Source organism: Sulfitobacter sp. HI0027, from assembly GCF_001634775.1.
Classification (GTDB): domain Bacteria; phylum Pseudomonadota; class Alphaproteobacteria; order Rhodobacterales; family Rhodobacteraceae; genus Sulfitobacter.
Genome location: NZ_LWER01000008.1, coordinates 1 through 4,976, shown reverse-complemented (window position 1 = coordinate 4,976; position 4,976 = coordinate 1). Strand labels below are relative to the sequence as shown.

The following is a 4,976-nucleotide window of genomic DNA, read 5'->3' as shown; positions in this document are numbered from 1 at the left end:
CGCCCTTGCCCAAGGATGATCCTAAACCAACGTCCAGCGGCGTTGCGCCTAAGGATAAAACGGTTTCCCACGACAAACCAGCGACCGATCCTGCGCCTTCACGCGCGTCGGCAGCCGCGTCTAAGTCGGGTGACAGCACGTCGAAGCCCGCGCCGACCAAGACCGAAAAGCCAAGCGCTACGACCCCCAAACCAACCCCGACACCGACCCCCGCGCCCGCTTCGAAGGAGCGCAAGCGGGGCGTGTTTTTCCCCATGCTGCTCGGTGGTGCCATTGCTGCCGGACTGGGGTTTGCCGCATCGGAATACGACGTTCTTGGCACCCGCGCGCAGGGGGCTGCGGAATTGCAAAACGCGATCGAAGCGCAGCAGGCCCGCATCGCAGAGTTGGAAGCCCGCGCTGATGAGCCTGCGGCCCTACCGGAAAGCCTGCCACAGGTCGACGCGCTCAGCGCAGAGTTGACCGCCGCACGCGAAGAATTCTCGGCGCTTCAAAGCCAATTGGCCGAGATCGACAGCCGCCTCACCACGGTTGAGAAACAGCCCGTAAGCGGTGGCGAAAACGAGATTGCAGTCGCGGCCTTTGAACGTGAAATGGAAGCCCTGCGCGCCTCGGTCGCTGAGCAACGCCGCGAAATCGAAAGCCTGCTGGATAACGCCCAAACCGCCGAAGAGGCGACCGCCGCCGCTGCAGAAGCAGCCCGCGCCCAGACCGGCATCACCCAGATGAACGCCGCGATCAGCGCCGGACGCCCCTTTGAGGCCGCGCTGGCCGAGTTGCAGGATGCCGGGGTTGAGAACATTCCCCAAGCGCTGACTGAGACCGCTGCGGGCGGTGTGGTCACCCTCGCCAATCTGCAAGCGCGTTATCCCGACGCCGCGCGGCAGGCCTTGGCCACCGCCCGTGCCGCCGTGCCGGAAGAAGGCGAAGGCGGCTTTGGCAGCTTCCTGAAACGGCAGCTTGGTGCCCGCTCGGTCGCGCCCCGCGAAGGGACGGACCCCGATGCTGTCCTCTCCCGCGCTGAAGCGGCGGTGCGCGATGGCCGTTTGACCGACGCGCTGGCCGAGATCGAAACGCTGCCCGCCCCTGCGCAGGACGCGATGGCGGAATGGCTTGCCGATGCCCGCGCGCGTCAGGCGGCTGAAACCGCCGCCAATGAACTCTCCCAACGCCTGACGGCCAACTGAGGAACGAAAAATGCTCTGGTCTCTTATTAAAATCGTTCTTTTCGTCGTGCTCGTCGCCGCTTTGGCATGGGGTGCGGGCTTCTTGCTGGAAAGCGAGGGCGGCATTCAACTGACCGTGGCGGGCACCGAATATACCCTCGGGCCGCTGCAATCGGTCATCGCCGTTTTGCTTTTGATGTTCGCGGTCTGGGTGCTGCTCAAGATCGTGGCGCTGCTGTCGGCGGTCTGGCATTTCCTGAACGGGGATGAGACCGCCCTGTCGCGCTACTTTGACCGCAACCGCGAACGGAAGGGCTATGAGGCCCTGTCGGACGGGTTGATGGCGCTTGCGAGCGGTGAGGGTCAGGTTGCGATGGCCAAGGCCGCCAAGGCGGATCGCTATCTCAAACGCCCGGCGCTGACCAATCTGCTGACTGCGCAGGCGGCAGAGCTTGCAGGCGACCGCCGCAAGGCAGAGCGGACCTATCGCAAGCTGGTCGAAGACGAAAAGACCCGTTTCGTCGGCGTGCGTGGCATCATGAAACAAAAGCTGGCTGACGGGGATACCGAGACCGCGTTGAAACTGGCCGAGAAGGCCTTCGCGCTGAAGCCCAAACACGAAGAAACCGGCGATACGCTGCTGAAGTTGCAGGCCGAAAAGCATGACTGGACCGGCGCGCGCGGCACCTTGCAGGCCAAGTACAAAAACGGCCACCTGCCGCGCGATGTGCACAAACGCCGCGATGCGGTGCTGGCGCTGTCGGAAGCCCGCGAAGTCATCGCCGAGGGCAACAGCATTGAGGCGCGCGAGGCCGCGATCGAAGCCAACCGCCTGTCGCCCGATCTGGTGCCAGCCGCCGTAATGGCCGCGCGCAGCTATATCGCGCAGGACAAGCCGCGCTATGCCTCGAAAGTGCTGCAAAAAGCGTGGAGCGTGCATCCGCACCCCGACCTTGCCGCCGCCTTTGCCGAGGTTCAGCCCGATGAGACCCCGCAGCAGCGCATCAAACGGTTCCGCGCGCTGACGAAATCACAGCCCGACCATCCCGAAACCAAGATGCTGCTGGCCGAATTGCACATCGCCAACGAAGATTTCCCCGAAGCGCGCCGCGCGCTTGGCAATCTGGTCGAGACCGATCCGTCGGCGCGTTCCGTCACGCTGATGGCCGCGATCGAGCGGGGTGAGGGCGCGTCTGATACGGTGGTCAAAGGCTGGCTGACACGCGCGCTCAATGTCTCGCGCGGGCCGCAGTGGATTTGCGAGAATTGCCACCACATCCACGCCGAATGGAAGCCGATCTGCGAAAACTGCAAGAGCTTTGACACATTGGAATGGAAGACCCCGCCGCTCTCGGAAGTCGCCATGCCAAGCGGTGTGCAGATGCTGCCGCTGATCGTCGGGGCCCCGGAAACGACACCGCCAGAAGGCGCGCTTACAACCCGGACCGACGACATCGAAGAGGCAGAGTTGGTGACGGACACAGACGAGCCGACCAATCCCGACGCCTCGAAAAAGGCGCCGGACCCTACAGCTTGATGTCGTAGGTGACCCAGTTGGTCCGCGTGGCCAGCTTGTCATACACCCCACGGCCGCGGTAATTATCCTCGGCCGTGATCCAGCGCACGAGGCTCCAGCCGCGTTTCTGGGCGATTTTTTTCACCTCACCGATCAGCGCGTCGGCAGCCCCGCTGCCGCGGGCTTGGGGATCTACAAAGAGATCGTCGAGGAAACAGCCCGTCGCCGCCGCCAAGGGGCGCGCGAAATGCCGAAAATGGGTCAGGCCGATCACACGGCCTTCGGCGTCTTCGCAGACCAGCCCTTCGACCTCTGTCAGCGGATCATGCAGCCAAGACCAGACCCGCGCGCGCATCTCTGGCGTCTGCTCGACTTTGTAGAATTCGGCATAGCCTTGATAGAGCCGCTCCCAATCGGCGCGGTCATGGTCTTTTACGGTACGAACTGTGAGGTCGGACATGGCGGGCTCCCTTCGCTGCTGCGCGATCTTTGCCCCAGTTGGTTCAAAAATCCAGCCCAAGGTCCAGCGTTGTCGCAGAATGAGTGAGCGCGCCCATGGAGATATAGTTCACCCCCGTCGCCGCGACCTCGGCAATGCGCGGCAATGTCATATTGCCCGACGCCTCAAGCACGATGCGCCCATTGGCAATTTCCACAGCCTGAAGCAGCGTGTTCGTGTCCATATTATCCAGCAACACCACATCCGCGCCGCCTTCGTCCAAGACCTCTTCGAGCTGCGCCAGCGTGTCCACTTCGATCTCGACCCGGATCATATGCGAGGCGTTGGACTTCACCGCCTGCAAGACGGGCCGGATGCCCCCGGCGGCGGCGATGTGATTGTCCTTGATCAGGATCGCATCCGAGAGGGAAAAGCGGTGGTTGAACCCGCCGCCATGCAGCACCGCCTGTTTCTCCACCATCCGCAGCCCCGGCGTGGTCTTGCGGGTGCAGGTGATCCGGGTCTCGGTGCCCTTGGTCTCGGCCACGCAGGCCGCTGTCAGGGTGGCGATGCCCGAAAGCCGCCCGGCAAAGTTAAGCGCCACACGTTCTGCCGACAGGATCGCGGCGGCGGAGCCTTCGATCTCCATCAGCGTGTCGCCTTTGGAAATCGTGCTTCCGTCTTCTTTCAGCGTGCGAACCTCAAGCGTTGGATCGACCAGATGAAAGGCCAGCCGTGCGATCTGCATACCGGAAACGACCCCCTCGGCGCGGGCGCGCAGGCGGGCGGAATAGGTCGTGCCCTCGGGGATCACGCTGCGGGTGGTGACATCGCCATAGGTGCCGAGGTCTTCCATCAGCGCGGCGCGGACCAGCGGCTCTAGGATCAGGTCGGGCAGGGCGGTGGTCATGCGGGAAGTTCCTCAGAGTTGGAGCGGAATGCGGCCGCCTCGGCCAGTGTCAGAAAACTGCGCGCGGCTTCGGGGAGCGTGTCGGGATAATCAGTGCGGCAATGCGCGCCCCGGCTTTCGCGGCGCGCGAGGGCGGCGGCGGTGATCAGTGTCGCGGTGGCGGTCATGTTTTGCAGCTGGGCGCAGTGCGGCTGTGCGGCTTCGATCTGTGCAATCGTGGCAAGGGCACGTTGCAGCCCCTCCGCATCGCGCAGAACGCCGACATGGGCGGTCATGGTTTGGCGTAACTGGGCGACGAGGGTCTCAGCGGGTGTTTCGCCAGCGGGCAGGTCGGGCAGGGCCACCGTTCCGCTGTCGCCGGTGATGCATTCCTCAAGCATGTCCTGCGCCGCGCGGCGGGCAAAGACCAGCGCTTCGAGCAGCCCGTTCGATGCAAGCCGGTTCGCGCCGTGCAACCCTGTCGAGGACGCCTCGCCACAGACCCACAGTCCGGCAAGGCTGGACCGCCCATGTGCATCCGTGGCCACGCCGCCCATGTGGTAATGCGCAGCGGCGGCCACGGGGATCGGTTGGATCACCGGGTCAATGCCGTTGCGGGCACAGGCGGCTGCGACGGCGGGATACTCGGCCAGCACCGCAGGGCCCAAGGCCGCACGGGTGTCGAGCATGGGGCGCAGGCCCGCTTGGGTCTGGGCAAAGATCGCGCGGGCCACGATGTCACGCGGGGCGAGTTCGGACAGCGGGTGGACCTCGGTCATGAACCGCACCCCCTCGCGGTTGATCAGATGCGCGCCGGCACCGCGCAGGGCTTCGGTTGCCAAGGGGGCGGGGTCTTCGCCGCAGTCGATGGCGGTGGGGTGGAACTGCACGAATTCTGCATCGGCGATGAGCGCGCCTGCCCGTGCCGCCATGCCGATCACCTGCCCCCGGATCCGTGCCGGGTTG

General features: G+C 64.7%; 6 protein-coding genes. 2 read left to right on the top strand and 4 right to left on the bottom strand.

Going from position 1 to position 4,976, the window contains the following annotated elements:
* A partial coding sequence (locus A3722_RS24615) for a hypothetical protein (protein ID WP_236627301.1) occupies nt 1–235 on the bottom strand: 235 nt, incomplete at its 3' end.
* 7 nt (nt 236–242) lie between these two features.
* On the opposite strand from A3722_RS24615, the gene A3722_RS00510 reads away from it, so the two are divergent.
* Both A3722_RS00510 and A3722_RS00505 read left to right on the top strand, forming a co-directional pair.
* Entirely contained in the window at nt 243–1,187 is a 945-nt protein-coding gene (locus tag A3722_RS00510; protein ID WP_236627300.1) for a hypothetical protein, read from the top strand.
* 10 nt (nt 1,188–1,197) lie between these two features.
* Nucleotides 1,198–2,703 (top strand): heme biosynthesis protein HemY, encoded by a 1,506-nt coding sequence (locus tag A3722_RS00505; RefSeq protein WP_067626089.1) that lies wholly within the window; start codon nt 1,198–1,200, stop codon nt 2,701–2,703.
* Here A3722_RS00505 and A3722_RS00500 read toward each other — a convergent pair.
* The 3 genes from A3722_RS00500 to A3722_RS00490 form a co-directional block, all read right to left on the bottom strand.
* A complete protein-coding gene (locus A3722_RS00500) occupies nt 2,693–3,142 on the bottom strand; it encodes a GNAT family N-acetyltransferase (protein ID WP_067626087.1) in 450 nt (149 codons plus the stop codon). The genes A3722_RS00505 and A3722_RS00500 overlap by 11 nt on opposite strands.
* A gap of 43 nt (nt 3,143–3,185) precedes the next feature.
* Nucleotides 3,186–4,031 (bottom strand): carboxylating nicotinate-nucleotide diphosphorylase, encoded by an 846-nt coding sequence (nadC, locus tag A3722_RS00495; RefSeq protein ID WP_067626085.1) that lies wholly within the window; start codon nt 4,029–4,031, stop codon nt 3,186–3,188.
* On the bottom strand, nt 4,028–4,976 hold a 949-nt coding region (locus A3722_RS00490; protein ID WP_150120386.1), incomplete at its 5' end, for an FAD-binding protein. The genes nadC and A3722_RS00490, both read right to left, overlap by 4 nt.

Excerpts from the sequence above, each read along its gene's own strand:
- A3722_RS00505 (WP_067626089.1), top strand. The coding sequence starts at position 1,198 with ATGCTCTGGTCTCTTATTAAAATCGTTCTTTTCGTCGTGCTCGTCGCC.
- A3722_RS00500 (WP_067626087.1), bottom strand. The coding sequence starts at position 3,142 with ATGTCCGACCTCACAGTTCGTACCGTAAAAGACCATGACCGCGCCGAT.
- nadC (WP_067626085.1), bottom strand. The coding sequence starts at position 4,031 with ATGACCACCGCCCTGCCCGACCTGATCCTAGAGCCGCTGGTCCGCGCC.